Below are 14,210 nucleotides of genomic sequence, written 5' to 3'. Positions count from 1 at the left end.
GAGCCGTGGATCAGGCGGCGACCACCAGCCGGCGCGGCGGCGTCGCCCGGGCCACCCCGAACGGCGGGCCGGCGGGGGTCCAGGAGCCGAGCACGGCGGCCCGGGAGGCGCCGGTGACCGACGGGACCGCGCCGGGCAGCCCGTGCCAGCTCAGCCACCCCAGCAGCGCGAACGCGTACGCCTCCTTGGCCTGGGCCGGCACGCCCAGCTCGTCGGTGGTGCGCAGCCGCCACCGCCCGGCGCCCAGCGCGGCCAGCCGGGCCCGGAGTGTGGGATTGCGCACTCCCCCGCCGGCTGCGACCACCTCGGTCACCCCGTGCCGGTCGCAGGCGTCGGCGACCGTGCGGGCGGTCAGCTCGGTGAGCGTGGCCAGCACGTCGTCGGCGGCCACCGGCTCGCCCAGGGCGGCCAGCGCGGCGTCCAGGTACCCGCCGTGGAACAGCTCCTTGCCCGTCGACTTGGGCGGCGGCGCGGCGTAGTAGGGCTCGGCGAGCAGCCGGGCCAGCAGCGCCGGGTGCGCCCGGCCGGCGGCGGCCCGCGCCCCGTCGATGTCGCAGGGGCGGTCGAGGAAGCGGCGGGCAGCGGCGTCCAGCAGCGCGTTGGCCGGGCCCACGTCGTACCCGAGGACCGGCGCCCCGGGCGCGACCACGGTGAGGTTCGCGATGCCGCCCAGGTTCAGCGCCGCGCGGGCCCCGGCGCTCCCGTCGAGCAGCAGCGCGTCGAACGCCGGGACCAGCGGCGCCCCCTGCCCGCCGGCCGCCACGTCCGCCGAGCGCAGGTCGTGCAGCACGGGTACGCCCACCCGGGCGGCGACCCGGGCCGGCGCGCCGAGCTGGAGGGTGCCGCGCACCCGGCCCGCCTCGACCCAGTGGAAGACGGTCTGGCCGTGCGAGACGACCGCGTCGACGGCGCCCCCGGCCAGCTCGATGCCGACGGCAGCCGCCTCGGCGAACACCTCACCGAGCCGGTTGTCCAGCCGGCACACCGCCTCGATCGTGGTCGCGGCCGGCGGCAGCAGCGCGCCGATCTGCGCCCGCAGGTCGTCCGGGTAGGCCAGCTCGCGGTGCCCGAGCGGACGCAGGCGCAACGTGTCCCCGTCGAGGGTGAACTCGCCCGCCGCCACGTCCACCCCGTCGTACGAGGTGCCCGACATCAGCCCGACGATGCGCAAGGAAGGGCCCCTTTTAACGGATTCGGTAGAGGAAGGGCCCCCGCTTAACGCGCCGGGGGCAGGAACAGGCCGACCAGCTCGACGTGCTGGGTCATCGGGAACAGGTCGAACCCGCGCAGCGCGGCCAGCCGCCAACCCGCCTCGGCGAACGTGCGCACGTCCCGGGCGAAGGCGGCCGGGTCGCAGGCCACGTACGCGACCGCGCGCGGCCCGGCGGCCACCACGCCGCGCACCACCGGGGCGCCCGCGCCGGAGCGCGGCGGGTCGAGCACCACCAGGTCGACCGGGCCGGTGATCCGGCGCCGGGCCAGCGCGGTCTCGACCCGGGCCGCGACGACCTCGACGGCGGGCAGGTCGGCCAGGTTGGTGCGGGCGGCGGCCACCCCGTCGGGCGCCGACTCGACCACCGTCACCCGGGCCCCGTCGACCCGGCCGGCGAGCGCGGCGGCGAACAGCCCGGCCCCGCCGTACAGGTCCCAGGCGCTCTCGCCCGGACGCGGGTCGAGCAGGTCGATCACGGCGCCGACCAGGGCGTCGGCCGCCGCCGGGTGCACCTGCCAGAAGCCGGAGGCGGGCAGCGTGAAGGGCCGCCCGGCCGCCGTCTCCCGGACCCGCTCCGGCCCGCTCACCGCCGTGGCGACCCCCTCGGCGTACGCGACCACGGCGACGTCCCCGCCGGTGCTGGCGACCGTCTCCACCGCGTCGGCGTCCGGCCAGCGCGCCCCGGTGGACGGCAGCACCGGCAGTTCCTGGATCGCCGGGTGGGCGATCAGGCACCTGTCGATCGGCACCACCTCGTGCGAGCGGTGCTTGAGCAGCCCGGCCCGGCCGGTCGCGTCGACCGCGTAGCGGACCCGGGAGCGCCAGCCCAGCGGCCCGCCGGGCAGCGCCTCGACCCGGACGCCGAGCGCGTCCACCTGGGCGTCGGTGAGCCGACCCAGCCGGGTGAGCTGCTCGCGCACCACGGCGACCTTCCAGTCGAGCTGGGCCGCCGGGGCGACGTGCTGGAGGTCGCAGCCGCCGCACGCGCCGGGCCGGGCGTACGGGCAGGGCGGGACGACCCGGTCCGGGGAGGCGTCGAGGATCTCCACCGCGTCAGCGCGGGCGAAGCCGCGGTGCAGCTCGGTCACCTCGGCCACCACCCGCTCGCCGGGCAGCGCGTGCCGGACGAAGACCACCTGGCCGCCGACCCGGGCCACGCAGTGCCCGCCCGGCGCGACCGCGTCGACGGTCAGCTCGACCCGCTCGGCCTCCTCCAGCCCGGGGCGTTCCGGCGCGGCGCTCACGGCGTCCTCCTTCGTTCGCGACTGCGGGGCTCGCGACACCGGCTCACTGTCGGCCCTCCTGCTCGGGGGCCGTGGTGCCGACCGGCGGCGGCAGCGTGCTCTGCGGCGCCACCCGGGGGCCGCGGGCCGGACCGCGGCTGAGCGTGGCGTCGAGGCGGTCCAGGTTCTTGCTGGCGGTGGAGGCGAGCTGCCAGGGCACGCTGGTCACCATCACGCCCGGCTCGAACAGCAGCCGGCCCTTGAGCCGCAGCGCGCTCTGGTTGTGCAGCAGGTTCTCCCACCAGCGCCCGACCACGTACTCGGGGATGAAGACGGTGACCACGTCGCGGGGCGACTCGCGGCGGACCGAGGCGACGAAGTTGAGGATCGGCCGGGTGATCTCCCGGTACGGGGAGTCGATCACGGTCAGCGGCACCGGCAGCTCCCGGCGCTCCCAGTCGGCCTGGAGGTCCCGGGTGTCCTTCTCGTCCACGTTGACGGTCACCGCGGTCAGCGTGTCCGGTCGGGTCGCCCGGGCGTACGCGACGGCCCGCAGGGTCGGCTGGTGCAGCTTGCTGACCAGCACGATGGCGTGGTTGCGGGCGGGCAGCACGGCCCGCTGCTCGGTCGGCTCCAGCTCGGCCGCGACCCGGTCGTAGTGCCGGCGGATGGCCAGCATGACCACGTACATCACCGCCATGGCGACGATCGCGATCCACGCGCCGAGCAGGAACTTCGTGACCAGCACGATGATCAGCACGATGCCGGTCATGGCCATGCCGAACGTGTTGATCGCCCGGGAGCGGATCATCCGCCGCCGGGCCTCCGGGTCGCGCTCGGTGCGCAGGTGCCGGTTCCAGTGCCGGATCATGCCGGCCTGGGAGAGCGTGAACGAGACGAAGACGCCGACGATGTAGAGCTGGATGAGCCGGGTCACCTCGGCCTGGAAGCCGACGATCAGCACCACCGCGAAGACGGCGAGGAAGACGATGCCGTTGGAGAACGCCAGCCGGTCGCCCCGGGTGTGCAGCTGGCGCGGCAGGTAGCGGTCCTGGGCGAGGATCGAGCCGAGCACCGGGAAACCGTTGAACGCGGTGTTGGCGGCCAGGAACAGGATCAGCGCGGTCATGCCGGCGACCACGTAGAGCAGCACCGAGCCGCTGCCGAACACGGTCTCGCCGAGCTGCGCGGTGACCGTCTTCTGCACGTACCCGGCCGGGCCGCCGACGATCTGCGTGGTCGGGTCCTCGACGAACTGCAGACCGGTCCGGCGGGCCAGCAGGATGATGCCGACCAGCATGCTGACCGCGATGGTGCCGAGCAGCAGCAGCGTGGTCGCCGCGTTCTTCGACTTGGGCGACTTGAACGCCGGTACGCCGTTGGAGATGGCCTCGACGCCGGTGAGCGCGGCGCAGCCGGAGGAGAACGTGCGCAGCAGCAGGAAGATCAGCGCGAAGCCGGTCACGCTGTGCTCGGCGTGGATCTCCAGGCCGGCGCTGGGGGCTTGCAGGTCGTCGCCGAGCACGAAGATCCGCACGAACCCGGTCAGCAGCATGCCGCCGATGACGATGACGAAGCCGTAGGTGGGGATGGCGAACGCGGTGCCCGACTCGCGCAGGCCGCGCAGGTTCATCGCGGTGAGCAGCACGACCGCGCTGACCGCGATGAGCACCTTGTGGGTGGCCACGAACGGCACCACCGAGCCGAGGTTGGCCACGCCGGAGGAGACCGACACGGCGACCGTGAGCACGTAGTCGACGAGCAGCGCGCTGGCCACCGCGAGGCCGGCGCGCGGCCCGAGGTTGACGGTGGCCACCTCGTAGTCGCCGCCGCCGGAGGGGTACGCGTGCACGTTCTGCCGGTAGCTCGCCACCACGGTGAGCATCACCACGACGACGGCCAGCGCGATCCACGGCGAGAAGAAGAACGCCGAGGCGCCCGCGATGGAGAGCGTCAGCAGGATCTCGTCCGGCGCGTACGCCACGCTGGAGAGCGCGTCGGAGGCGAAGACCGGCAGCGCGATGCGCTTGGGCAGCAGGGTGTGCTGCAGGCGGTCGGACCGGAACGGTCGACCGAGGAGGAGTCGCTTCAGCAGCGAGGTGGGTCGGGCCACAACCGCCAAGCGTACGGCCAGCCGGCTCGGGACGGTGGGGTGGCTGATCACCCCCGCGCGCGACCGCGCGGTACGGTTCGGTGCCCCGTCGCGGGCGGGGACGTGGCAGGCTCGCAGACGACGGGTCGGCGGGCGGCACCGTGGGAGGAGCGGACACCGTGCATGTCGTGATCATGGGCTGTGGCCGGGTCGGGTCGACCCTGGCCCACAGCCTGGAGTCCCGGGGGCACTCGGTGGCGGTGATCGACCAGGACGCGGACGCGTTCCGCCGGCTCGGGCCGGACTTCGCGGGCATCACGGTCACCGGCGCCGGCTTCGACGGCGAGGTGCTGCGTCAGGCCGGCATCGAGCGGGCCGACGCGTTCGCCGCGGTCTCCAGCGGCGACAACTCCAACATCATCTCGGCCCGGCTGGCCCGCGAGACGTTCGGCGTCTCCCGGGTCGCGGCCCGGATCTACGACCAGCGCCGCGCCCAGGTCTACGAGCGCCTCGGCATCCCCACCGTGGCGACGGTCCGGTGGACCGCCGACCGGATGCTGCGGCACCTGGTCCCCGAGGGCAACGTGGAGATCTTCCGCGACCCGACCAGCACCGTGTCGATCATCGAGGTGCCGGTGCACAAGGACTGGATCGGCCGGTCGCTGCGGCAGCTGGAGGAGGCCGTCGGCGCCCGGGTGGCCTACCTGACCCGGTTCGGGATCGGCACCCTGCCCACCGCCTCCACCGTGGTGCAGGAGGGCGACCAGGTCTTCATGCTGGTGACCGACGACATCACCGCGTCGGTCACGTCGGTGGCGGCGACGCCGCCGGAAGGGGGGCACTGAGCCATGCGGATCGCCATCGCCGGCGCCGGCAACGTGGGCCGCTCGATCGCCCAGGAGCTGATCGACAACGGCCACCAGGTGATGCTGATCGAGCGGCAGCCCAAGATGCTGCGGCCGGACCGGGTCCCGGCCGCCGACTGGGTGCTCGCCGACGCGTGCGAGCTGGCCAGCCTCGAGGAGGCCAACGTGGCCGGCTGCGACGTGGTGGTGGCGGCCACCGGCGACGACAAGGTCAACCTGGTGGTCTCGCTGCTGGCCAAGACCGAGTTCGCGGTGCCCCGCGTGGTCGCCCGGGTCAACCGGGCGGAGAACGAGTGGCTCTTCACGGACCAGTGGGGCGTGGACGTCGCGGTCAGCAAGCCGCGGGTGATGGCGGCGCTGGTCGAGGAGGCGGTCACCGTCGGCGACCTGGTCCGGCTGATGACGTTCCGGCAGGGCGAGGCGAACCTGGTCGAGATCACGCTGCCGCCGACCGCGCCCTACGTCGGGCAGCCGATCCACGCGGTGCCGCTTCCCCGGGACGCGGCGCTGGTGGCGATCCTGCGCGGCAAGCGGGTGCTGGTGCCCACCCCGGACGACCCGATCGAGGCCGGCGACGAGCTGGTCTTCGTGTGCACGGCGGAGGTGGAGGACGAGGTGCGCGGCGTCATCCTGGGCCCGGAGAGCACCGAGCGGCACCGCGGACGCCCCTGACGGGCGGGGGGACCCTCAGGCGCCGGGCAGCGGGGCGGGGGCGCCCTCCCGGGTGACCCGGCGCACCACCCAGACCGTGATCAGGAGCAGCAGCGCGTACGGCGGGTAACCCAGGGCGAGCCGGGCCACGCCGAGCGCGGTGTCCTGGTGGGCCAGGTAGAGCCCGGCCTGCACGCCGACCTTGGCCAGCCACACCACGCCCCAGAGCACGGTGAGCTGGGTGAAGGTGCGCACCAGCCTGGGGTCGTCGCGCCACTCGGAGCGGCCCTTGGCCACCAGCACCGACCAGATCCAGCCGACCAGCGGCTGCCGGATCGCGGCCGACAGCAGCAGCGCCAGCCCGTAGCCGATGCCGTAGAGGATGCCGGGCAGGTAGAAGTCGCGCTCGTTGCCGGTGCGCCAGGCGATGGCCGCGCCGATGCCGACGCCGAACAGCCCGTTCACCGCGTGCCGCACCGGCCGCCGCTGCACCAGCCGGAGCACGGCGATCAGCAGCGCCACCGCGACCGAGGCGATCACCGCGGGACGCAGCTCGCCCACCACGTTGGCGATCACGAAGACCACCACCGGGATGCTCGACTCGACCAGGCCGCGCCAGCCGCCCAACTGGTCGGCCATCTGCTCGGCGATGCTGGGCAGCCGCTCGTCGTCCTGCGGGTCGAGCCCCGACGGGGTGCGCTGCTGTCCGGTCGTCACTTCGGCGACTCCAGCTCGTAGTACGGGTTGTAGATCACCTTGCGGTCGTCCCGCACGGCCACCCGGCCGCGGGCGGTGAGGTGCCGGCCCGGCTCGATCCCGGCGATGTGCCGCCGGCCCAGCCACACCAGGGTGACCACGTCGTTGCCGTCGTAGAGGTCGGCCTCCAGCGTGGGCAGGTTGGTGCGCGGCGTGTAGACCACCGTGCGCAGCCGCCCGGCCACCGAGACCACCTGGCCCCGGTTGCACTGGTGGGTCGGCGTGCCGCCGGACTCGGCGCTCTCCCGGCGCAGCTCCTGCGCCTCGATCTCGGCCTCGCTCGCGGTGAGCCGTTGCAGGAGCCGCCGCAGCGACACCCGGCCCTGGTCGGTCGTCATGACCTCCGCGTCACCCTCTCCACGCCGGGGCTCCGCGGACGGCGGAACCGTCCCGCCAGCGTACGCCGATCCGGCGCGCCGGCGGGACCGGCGGGGGCGCGCACGCGACGGGCCCGGCGCCGCCGGCCCGGAGGCCGACGGGACCGGGCCCGGCACGGTGCGTCAGACCTCCTGCGGACCGGCGGCGGCCTGCTCCTGGGCGGCCTGCTGCTCGGCGACCTCGCGGGGCAGCCGCAGCGGCAGCGGCTCCCGCACCGGCTTGGCCTCCTGCCCGCGGTCGACCACCAGGCCGTCCAAGCAGGCCGCCAGCGGGCCGGCGGCGGCCGGGTCGGTGGCCGCCTGGCCCTGGAAGACGCCGCGGACCATCCAGCGCGGCCCGTCGATGCCGACGAACCGCAGGTCGGTCATGCCGTCCGGGGTGCGCAGCCGGGCGCGCAGCTCGGTGCCGTACTCGCCCTCGACCTCCTGGGCCGCGGCGCCGTCGTTGAACAGCGACTGGCGGATCTCCTCGCGCACCTCGTCCCAGATGCCGTCGGACCGGGGCGCGGCGAAGACGCCGAGCTGCAGCGCGTTCTGCCCGTGCACCAGCACCACCTGCTGGATCACCCCCTGCGGGTCGGCCTGCACCCGCACCTCCACGTCCGGCACCGCCGGGATCTGGAGGCTGCCCAGGTCCAGCCGGGGCGCGTCGGGCGCCTCGCTGACGTCGTACGGGCCGCGGGACGGCCCGGCGGCCTCCTCGACGTCGAGGACCGCGTCGTCACGCGTCTCGTCGGCCCGCTTCCGGGAGAAGATCACTGCGCCCACCCTCCGCTGTTCGCACTCACCCTGCCACCTCTTCGTCCTGCCCACCGGCCGGAGCCGGAACCAGGCCGGCGTGCCCGCCGGTGGATCCGTGCCCACCGGTGCCGCGCCGCGACCCGGGCAGCTCGGCCACCGGCCGGAACTCGGCCCGGGCGACCCGCTGGACCACCAGCTGGGCGATCCGGTCGCCCCGGCTGATCGTGGCCGGCGTGTCCCGATCATGATTGATCAGGTTGACCAGGATCTCACCCCGGTAGCCGGCGTCGACCGTACCGGGCGCGTTGAGCACCGTCACGCCGAGCCTGGCGGCCAACCCCGATCGGGGGTGGACCAGGCCCACGTACCCCTCGGGCAGCGCCACCGCGACGCCGGTGGGCACCAGGGCCCGGCCGCCGGGCGGCAGCTCCACGTCCACGGCGGACACCAGGTCCGCGCCGGCGTCGCCGGGATGGGCGTACGCCGGCAGCGGCAGCTCCGGGTCGAGCTGCCGTACGGGCACGGGTACGACGTCTGTCACGGTCATCCTCTTCCGTCCGGTCCTCGCGGGGTGACCCTGCCATCCTGCCGGTTGGCCGACCCGCCGCGCGCCGTACCCTCGCAGTGTGCGTCAGTCGTCATCCCCGGCCGCCCCGACGGCCACCCCCGCGCCGTACGCGGAGCGCCTCGGGCTGCCCTGGTGGGCCTGGCCGGTCGGCCTGGCGGTGGCCGGGCTGCTCGCCGCCGAGCTGTGGCTGGGCGCGACCGGGGTCCGCGCCTGGCTGCCGTTCGTGCTGCTGATCCCCGGCACGATGGCCGCTCTGTGGTGGCTGGGCCGGATCCGGGTCGAGGTGCGCGACGGCGAGCTGCGGGTCGACGACGCCCACCTGCCGGTGCGGCACGTCGCGGACGTGGTGCCGCTGGACGCGGCCGGCCGGCGCGAGGTGCTCGGCGTCGGCGCCGACCCGCTCGCCTTCGTGGTCCAGCGTCCCTGGGTCGGCGGCGCGGTCCAGGTGGTGCTGGACGACCCGGCGGACCCGACCCCGTTCTGGGTGGTCAGCACCCGGCGTCCGGTGGAGCTGGCGGCGGCCCTGCTGGCCGCCCGAGACGCGGGCTGACCGTCGTCTCCCGCCGGGCCCTCAGCCCCGCTTGTGCGGCAGGCCGCGGGCGGTGTGCCGGAGATCCTTGCGGAGCTGCTCGCCGAGCGCGCGGGTGGCCCGCCGGTTGAGGTAGCCGGCCACCGCGGCGCCGGTCAGGAACGGCCCGAGCGTGGTGAGGTTGCGACCGAACCGGCGCAGCAGGCTGTCGCGCAGCTCGCGGCGGGCGGCGGTGCCCAGCACCGCGCTCACCCCGACGCCCGGCATCATCGGGTTGATCCCCCGCTGCCCGGCCCAGGACTGCACCAGCGCCACGGCGCGGGCGGTGCCGCCGGTGGGCAGCGGCATCCGGTGGATCTCGTGCAGCTCGCCGATCAGCTTCAGCTCGATCGCCACCACCGCTACCGTCTCGGCGGCCAGCAGGACGGGGGCGGAGAGCAGCGTGGGCGTGACCGCCCACTCGACCGCGGCGACCCCGCCGCCGGCCGCGCCGACCCCGGCGGTGGCCCGGGAGGCGTTGCGGACCAGCCGGTCGGCCAGCGCGTCGTCGTCCAGCCCCGGGAAGTGCCGCCGGAGCGTGGCCAGGTCCCGGATCGGCACGTGCGGGGCGACCTCGGCGACGGTGTCCGTCATCCAGCGCAGCGCCGCCTTGGGCTTGAACAGGTCGGTGATGCCGCGGGCCCGGGCCTGGCCGACCATCCGGACCAGCAGTTGCCGGCGTCGGGCCGGCGCGATGTCGTCGGCGGTCAGGGCGGCGACGGTCGCGCCCAGCTCGTCACCGTCCGCACCGGACGGCGCCCGGCCCGGCTCGGCCGGAGCGGTGGCCGCGTCCGGGGTGGTCGGCGCCGGTCCCGGCTCCGGGGCCGGCGTCCGGTCGGTCCCGTCCGCACGCTCGCTGCGCTCGCTCACCCGTCCGCCCTCCTGCTCCGTGCGGCGTGGCAGCCGCCGCTACGAGTCAAGCAGCTTCCGGCCACCCGCGCACGGCGGCTCGAACAGCGGCGGCCCCGCACCGGGGCCGCCGCCGGTTTCCCCGGACGGGATCAGACGCACTCGCGGCAGATCAGGTCGCCGTTGCGCTCGACCGCCAGCTGGCTGCGGTGGTGGACCAGGAAGCAGCGCGCGCACCGGAACTCGTCCTGCTGCATCGGGAGGACCTTGACCGTGAGCTCCTCGTCGGCCAGATCGGCGCCGGGCAGCTCGAAGCTCTCGGCCACCTCGGCCTCGTCGACGTCCACGGCGCCCGACTGTGAGTCGACCCGCCGGGCCTTGAGCTCTTCCAGGCTGTCCTCGCCGAGGTCGACCTCGTCGCGACGCGGGGCGTCGTAGTCGGTGGCCATCGGTTTCACTCTCCAATATCGATATGGTCGCTGCCGGTTGTAACGCCGGACGACGCCGTTTCGGTTCCCCTGGCCGGCCACCATCTGTGTCGGGCACCCGACCCGACGACCGTTGGGTCGGGCTCGCCGGAGCGGAACCCCCCGGCGAGCGCGGAACCTTACCCCCCCTTTGGGCGAGGCATGTATACCGCCCTCGCGGGAGAGATGTACGCCCCTGCGCCCGAAGTTGTTCCCAATGTGACTCAGGCGACACGAAGATAGGGGTAGTCCTACCCGTTCCCCCGGTGGCGCGCCGGCATGTCGGACTGTTTCCACGCGGGAGCCGGACAAGGGTTAACCTCAGCGGCGTACTGGACGGCCACAGACGCGGCCCGACCGCGGCGGCCGCCGCCACCCAATCACTGTCCGGGGGAGCGCCCAGGATGAGTTTTGCGCGAGTGCGGGCACTCGTTGTCGTCGGACTGCTGGCGGTCATCGCCCTGGTCATCGTGGTCGTCGCGGTGGTGCGCGACACCCAGAGCAACGCGGGCACGGCCGGCGGGTGCCCGGACGGCTGGCAGCTGGTCGACCTGCGGTTGCGGGAGCAGAAGGACGTGAAGCTCAACGTCTACAACGCCACCGACGAGGCCGGGCGGGCCGGCCTCGTCGCGGACGACTTCCGCAACCGCAAGTTCCAGGTCAAGAAGGTCGGCAACGAGAAGAAGGCGTTCGACGGCGTGGCCATGCTGCGCTACGGCCCCAAGGGCGTGGGCTCGGCGCACCTGCTGCGGGCGTACTTCCTCAACGAGGCCGAGCGGAAGTTCGACCCGAACCGCAAGGACGACAGCGTCGACGTGGTCCTGGGCAACGGCTTCCAGCAGTTGGCCACCACGACCGAGGTGAACCAGTCGCTCGGCGACCTGGGCGCGCCCGAGGCGCCGCCGGAGACGTGCCCGATGCCGGTCGACAAGTGACCGGCGGGCCGGTCACCCGGCCCGACCCGACGACGACGCAGGGCGGCCTCCGCGGTTCGGGAGGCCGCCCTGACTCGTACGAGGGCGCGTGCCGGTCACGGCCCGCCGGAGGCGTCCAGGTCGGCGAGGCGGGTGTGCAGCGGCCCGTGCAGCGCCGGCGGCGCGGCGAGCACCAGGTCCGGCCCGGCCGCCCGACCGGACAGCCCGGTCACCAGCAGCCCGGCCTCGCGGGCGACCAGCCCGCCGGCGGCGAGGTCCCAGGCGGCGAGCCCCTTCTCGTAGTAGGCGTCCACCCGCCCCTCGGCGGCCAGGCAGAGATCGAGCGCGGCCGCGCCCATCCGGCGGATGTCCCGCACGTGCGGGATCAGCTCGGCGACCACGCGGGCCTGGTGCGCCCGGCGGCCGGCGTCGTACCCGAAGCCGGTGGCGACCAGCGCCTGCCCCAGGTCGGTCTCGGCGGAGCAGCGCAGCCGCTCCCCGTCCCGCCAGGCCCCGCCGCCGGCGGTGGCGGTCCACTCCTCGCCGGTGGCCACGTTGCGTACCACCCCGGCCACGACCTCGCCGGCCACCTCGGCGGCGAGCGAGACCGCGCAGTAGGGCAGCCCGTAGAGGTAGTTGACGGTGCCGTCGATCGGGTCGACGATCCAGCGCACGCCGTCCTCGGCGGCCGGGCCGGTGTCCCCCGTGCCGTACTCCTCGCCGAGCACCGCGTCGCCGGGGCGGCGCTCCCGCAGCGCCGCCAGCACCTGCCGCTCGACCGCGCGGTCGGCGGCGGTGACCACGTCGGTCGCCGTGCTCTTGGTCGCGGCCACCGACACGCCCTCGGCCCGCATCCGGTGCGCGGTGGCGGCGGCGTCGCGGGCCACCTCGACGGCGATCGTGAGCAACTCCCGCGGCGTGGGCGCCGAGGTGATCATGTTCGTCCCCTTCCCGCACGATCGGGACCGCCCGCATCGCGCGTGGGTATCATCCTTACAAAGTCCACATCTGCGCTGATTCGGCGGTCCCGGACCACCGGTACGCCGTGCGGCGCAGGATGATCGCGGCAGACGGCGTTACAATTCACCCTGCCCACGCGCCACGGACCGCCACCGACCGGACGGCCCGGGACACGGGGGTCCCTCAACGACTCGCCCGGCACGGCCGTTCGTGCTGCGCCGGACGACCCGGCCGTGCTCGCTCTTTCGCCTCCGGAAGGTCATTCGTGACAGAACCCCGCCAGACCGGCGCCGACGTTCGCTCGCTCACCGACACCCTGATCGCCCACGCGCAGAGCGCCGGCGGCCAGCTCACGTCGGCCCAGCTCGCGCGCACCGTCGAGTCCGCTGAGGTGACCCCGGCCCAGGCCAAGAAGATCCTCCGTGCGCTCTCCGAGGCGGGCGTGACGGTGGTCGTGGACGGCTCGGCGAGCACCCGCCGCCCGCGGGTCGCCGCGGCCCGGTCCGCCACCCCGGCCTCCCGGGCGACCACCGCCAAGACCACCAAGAAGGCCGCCGCGCCCGCCCCGAAGCAGGCGCCCGCCGCCGAGGAGTCCCCGGCGCCGGCCCCGCGGAAGGCGACGGCGCGCAAGGCCGCCGGCACCACCGCCGACGTGGCCGCCAAGGCCGCCGCCCCGGCGAAGGCCACCAAGGCGACCCGGGCCACCAAGGCCACCGTGGCCGCCAAGACCGCCGCGGCGAAGTCCGGCAAGGCCGGCGCCAAGGGCGAGGGCGCCGAGGGCGAGATCGACCCGGAGGAGCTGGCCGCCGAGATCGAGGACGTCGTGGTCGAGGAGCCGGCCGAGCTGACCCAGGCCGCCGAGGCCGACGCCGCCAGCTCCGCCACCGACAACGACTTCGAGTGGGACGACGAGGAGTCCGAGGCGCTCAAGCAGGCGCGCCGGGACGCCGAGCTGACCGCCTCCGCCGACTCGGTCCGTGCCTACCTCAAGCAGATCGGCAAGGTGCCGCTGCTCAACGCCGAGCAGGAGGTCGAGCTCGCCAAGCGGATCGAGGCCGGCCTCTACGCCGCCGAGCGGCTGCGCGCCGCCGACGAGGGCGAGGAGAAGCTGGTCCGCGACCTGCAGCGCGACCTGATGTGGATCTCCCGGGACGGTGAGCGGGCCAAGAACCACCTGTTGGAGGCCAACCTCCGCCTGGTGGTCTCGCTGGCCAAGCGCTACACCGGACGCGGCATGGCCTTCCTCGACCTGATCCAGGAGGGCAACCTCGGCCTCATCCGCGCCGTCGAGAAGTTCGACTACACCAAGGGCTACAAGTTCTCCACGTACGCCACCTGGTGGATCCGCCAGGCCATCACCCGCGCCATGGCCGACCAGGCCCGCACCATCCGCATCCCGGTGCACATGGTCGAGGTGATCAACAAGCTCGGCCGGATCCAGCGCGAGCTGCTCCAGGACCTGGGCCGCGAGCCCACCCCGGAGGAGCTGGCCAAGGAGATGGACATCACACCGGAGAAGGTGCTGGAGATCCAGCAGTACGCCCGGGAGCCCATCTCGCTCGACCAGACCATCGGTGACGAGGGTGACAGCCAGCTCGGCGACTTCATCGAGGACTCCGAGGCCGTGGTGGCCGTCGACGCGGTGTCGTTCTCGCTGCTGCAGGACCAGCTCCAGCAGGTCCTGCAGACGCTGTCCGAGCGCGAGGCGGGCGTGGTACGCCTGCGGTTCGGCCTGACCGACGGTCAGCCGCGCACCCTGGACGAGATCGGCCAGGTGTACGGCGTGACCCGGGAACGCATCCGGCAGATCGAATCCAAGACGATGTCCAAGTTGCGGCACCCCTCGCGTTCCCAGGTGCTCCGCGACTACCTGGACTGACCACCGCACGTCAACTCGTCGTGCCGGTTTGATCACCAGCCGTAGAACACTCATCGGTGATCGGTCGGTTGCCTGTTTGTGATCGT

General features: G+C 74.3%; 15 protein-coding genes. 5 read left to right on the top strand and 10 right to left on the bottom strand.

What is annotated here, in order from left to right; genetic code table 11:
• Positions 1–10: 10 nt before the first annotated feature.
• The 3 genes from ACN27B_RS18070 to ACN27B_RS18060 are packed head-to-tail and all read right to left on the bottom strand — an operon-like array spanning position 11 to position 4,549.
• The gene (locus ACN27B_RS18070; protein WP_422741053.1) at positions 11–1,171 is read right to left on the bottom strand and encodes an anhydro-N-acetylmuramic acid kinase; all 1,161 of its coding nucleotides are present in this window, start codon (positions 1,169–1,171) and stop codon (positions 11–13) included.
• Between the two features lie 44 nt (positions 1,172–1,215).
• On the bottom strand, positions 1,216–2,457 hold the full coding sequence (locus ACN27B_RS18065; RefSeq protein ID WP_422741052.1) for a class I SAM-dependent RNA methyltransferase: 1,242 nt from the start codon (positions 2,455–2,457) through the stop codon (positions 1,216–1,218).
• 43 nt (positions 2,458–2,500) lie between these two features.
• Entirely contained in the window at positions 2,501–4,549 is a 2,049-nt protein-coding gene (locus ACN27B_RS18060; protein ID WP_099161985.1) for an APC family permease, read from the bottom strand.
• A 158-nt stretch (positions 4,550–4,707) separates the two neighbouring features.
• Between ACN27B_RS18060 and ACN27B_RS18055 the strand changes: the two genes are divergently transcribed.
• Complete coding sequence (locus tag ACN27B_RS18055; RefSeq protein ID WP_091579521.1) at positions 4,708–5,373, top strand: potassium channel family protein; 666 nt, start codon at positions 4,708–4,710, stop codon at positions 5,371–5,373.
• Between the two features lie 3 nt (positions 5,374–5,376).
• Positions 5,377–6,066, top strand: a complete 690-nt coding sequence (locus ACN27B_RS18050; RefSeq protein ID WP_091579526.1) for a potassium channel family protein — start codon at positions 5,377–5,379, stop codon at positions 6,064–6,066.
• A 15-nt stretch (positions 6,067–6,081) separates the two neighbouring features.
• On the opposite strand, the gene ACN27B_RS18045 is transcribed toward ACN27B_RS18050, so the two are convergent.
• The 4 genes from ACN27B_RS18045 to dut form a co-directional block, all read right to left on the bottom strand.
• Positions 6,082–6,762 (bottom strand): DUF3159 domain-containing protein, encoded by a 681-nt coding sequence (locus tag ACN27B_RS18045; protein ID WP_099161986.1) that lies wholly within the window; start codon positions 6,760–6,762, stop codon positions 6,082–6,084.
• Entirely contained in the window at positions 6,759–7,139 is a 381-nt protein-coding gene (locus ACN27B_RS18040) for an OB-fold nucleic acid binding domain-containing protein (RefSeq protein WP_091579534.1), read from the bottom strand. The genes ACN27B_RS18045 and ACN27B_RS18040 overlap by 4 nt, the downstream gene beginning before the upstream one ends.
• 162 nt (positions 7,140–7,301) lie before the next feature.
• On the bottom strand, positions 7,302–7,937 hold the full coding sequence (locus ACN27B_RS18035; RefSeq protein ID WP_099164709.1) for a DUF3710 domain-containing protein: 636 nt from the start codon (positions 7,935–7,937) through the stop codon (positions 7,302–7,304).
• A 25-nt stretch (positions 7,938–7,962) separates the two neighbouring features.
• Positions 7,963–8,460: a dUTP diphosphatase gene (gene dut / locus ACN27B_RS18030; protein ID WP_172968011.1), complete on the bottom strand. Its 498-nt coding sequence runs from the start codon at positions 8,458–8,460 to the stop codon at positions 7,963–7,965.
• Positions 8,461–8,545: 85 nt separating this feature from the next.
• Between dut and ACN27B_RS18025 the strand changes: the two genes are divergently transcribed.
• A complete protein-coding gene (locus tag ACN27B_RS18025; protein WP_422741051.1) occupies positions 8,546–9,037 on the top strand; it encodes a DUF3093 domain-containing protein in 492 nt (163 codons plus the stop codon).
• 21 nt (positions 9,038–9,058) lie between these two features.
• Here ACN27B_RS18025 and ACN27B_RS18020 read toward each other — a convergent pair whose 3' ends face one another.
• Positions 9,059–9,787 (bottom strand): hypothetical protein, encoded by a 729-nt coding sequence (locus tag ACN27B_RS18020; RefSeq protein WP_172968012.1) that lies wholly within the window; start codon positions 9,785–9,787, stop codon positions 9,059–9,061.
• A gap of 269 nt (positions 9,788–10,056) precedes the next feature.
• Positions 10,057–10,353, bottom strand: coding sequence for a DUF4193 domain-containing protein (locus tag ACN27B_RS18015; RefSeq protein WP_013284790.1), 297 nt, complete (start codon positions 10,351–10,353; stop codon positions 10,057–10,059).
• Between the two features lie 437 nt (positions 10,354–10,790).
• On the opposite strand from ACN27B_RS18015, the gene ACN27B_RS18010 reads away from it, so the two are divergent.
• On the top strand, positions 10,791–11,306 hold the full coding sequence (locus tag ACN27B_RS18010) for a LytR C-terminal domain-containing protein (protein WP_172968013.1): 516 nt from the start codon (positions 10,791–10,793) through the stop codon (positions 11,304–11,306).
• A 95-nt stretch (positions 11,307–11,401) separates the two neighbouring features.
• Here ACN27B_RS18010 and ACN27B_RS18005 read toward each other — a convergent pair whose 3' ends face one another.
• Positions 11,402–12,223: an inositol monophosphatase family protein gene (locus ACN27B_RS18005; RefSeq protein WP_422741050.1), complete on the bottom strand. Its 822-nt coding sequence runs from the start codon at positions 12,221–12,223 to the stop codon at positions 11,402–11,404.
• Positions 12,224–12,510: 287 nt separating this feature from the next.
• Here ACN27B_RS18005 and ACN27B_RS18000 point away from each other — a divergent pair, with 287 nt between their 5' ends.
• Positions 12,511–14,124: an RNA polymerase sigma factor gene (locus ACN27B_RS18000; protein WP_091579563.1), complete on the top strand. Its 1,614-nt coding sequence runs from the start codon at positions 12,511–12,513 to the stop codon at positions 14,122–14,124.
• Positions 14,125–14,210: the final 86 nt, after the last annotated feature.

This window comes from Micromonospora sp. WMMD754, assembly GCF_049315235.1.
Lineage (GTDB): Bacteria > Actinomycetota > Actinomycetes > Mycobacteriales > Micromonosporaceae > Micromonospora > Micromonospora sediminicola.
Note: the sequence above shows the minus strand (reverse complement) of the source record. Positions and strands in the feature narration are given on the sequence as shown.